This window comes from Caballeronia sp. LZ033 (genome assembly GCF_031451265.1).
Taxonomy (GTDB): Bacteria; Pseudomonadota; Gammaproteobacteria; order Burkholderiales; family Burkholderiaceae; genus Caballeronia.
Map to the genome: position 1 here is coordinate 1 of NZ_JARUXQ010000028.1, position 1,271 is coordinate 1,271.

The window sequence follows — 1,271 nt, forward strand, 5'->3', positions numbered from 1 at the left end:
GCCAACATGTTCCGCTTCGAGGACAAGCAGGGTTCGGAGCAGATCAAGCTGCACGCCGAGCGCAATTACGACACGTCGGTGGAAGCGAACACCACGCACACCACAGCCGGCTCACACACCATCGAAGTGGGCTTGCCGCTCGCTTCGGGCGACAGTTCGACTTCGCCGCCGCCATCCGGCGCGCAACGCCTGTTGAATCAGCAAGCAAGCACAAGCACAGGCGCGACCGGGCAATTGCAGGCCATGGCCGCACGCAAAGGCAAGCGCGGCAAGAAGGCCCAAGCGCGCAGCGGCATGCAGCAGTCCACGCCTGTCACGTCGACATCGACATCAACCTCATCCTCCACGTCTACGCCCACACCCACGTCATCGTCGATCACGCTGGCCAGCCAGGTGCCCACCTTCCTGCAGAACTTCTCCACGCCAAAGCTCGGTGGCAGCGCGCTGAACATCACCGTGAACGGCATGGAGAAAACGCTCGTGGTCGGCTCGACACAGAAGGTCTATCTGGGCGAGGAACTCAAGATCACCGACGGCACGTCCACCGTGCTGATCACCGGCATCGAGACCAAGGACGTCGACGGCTCGACCACGACGACGATCACCGGCCTCGCCACCAGCTTCGTGCTGGGCAACCGGGCGGACACGACGATCGGCAATGCCCTCCAGGTCCATGCCGGGCAATTCGAAGGCTTTCAGGTCGCGGCGCTCAACACCTGGGGAAGCAATGTGATCGCCGTGGGCAGCCAGGTCCACAACACCGGCAACTGGGTGCAGTCGACCGGCTCGATGATCGTCGACATCGGATCGTCCGTGAACAACATGGGCGTGAAGATGGGACACGTCGGTTACGACGTGAAGTTTTGAGGCAGCGTGTGCGCCGGCGAGTTCCGGTTGATGCCCGGACTCGTCGTGCGGACCGGGAACACCAGCTGCCGGGTCGGGCGCTCTCACTCGCGATGCTCTGCGAGCGCAGCGCCTGAGATTCATGCATTGGCAATCGCTATCCCGCTCGAAGATCGAGGAGACGATCGCCCAACGGCCAATAACCGCATCCAACGAGGTGCGGACGCCCCTGTTCAGGCACGCGTGCCTGATTCTTCATCCGTACCGAGCGAGACGACATGACCCAGATTGTGACCGCCTACAGCGACGCATTTGCATCCGGCATCCTCAGCTTCCGCTCCATGACAGGAAACGAAGCCCTTTCCACCCTCTTCGACTTCGAGGTGCAACTCGTCTCGGGCGATGCTTCGCTCGATCTCAAGAGC

General features: G+C 62.2%; 1 protein-coding gene. It reads left to right on the top strand.

Annotated elements, in window-relative coordinates:
• Positions 1–867 (top strand): bacteriophage T4 gp5 trimerisation domain-containing protein (locus QCE62_RS35010; protein ID WP_409017966.1); only part of this gene is annotated, 867 nt, incomplete at its 5' end.
• Positions 868–1,271 lie beyond the last annotated feature (404 nt).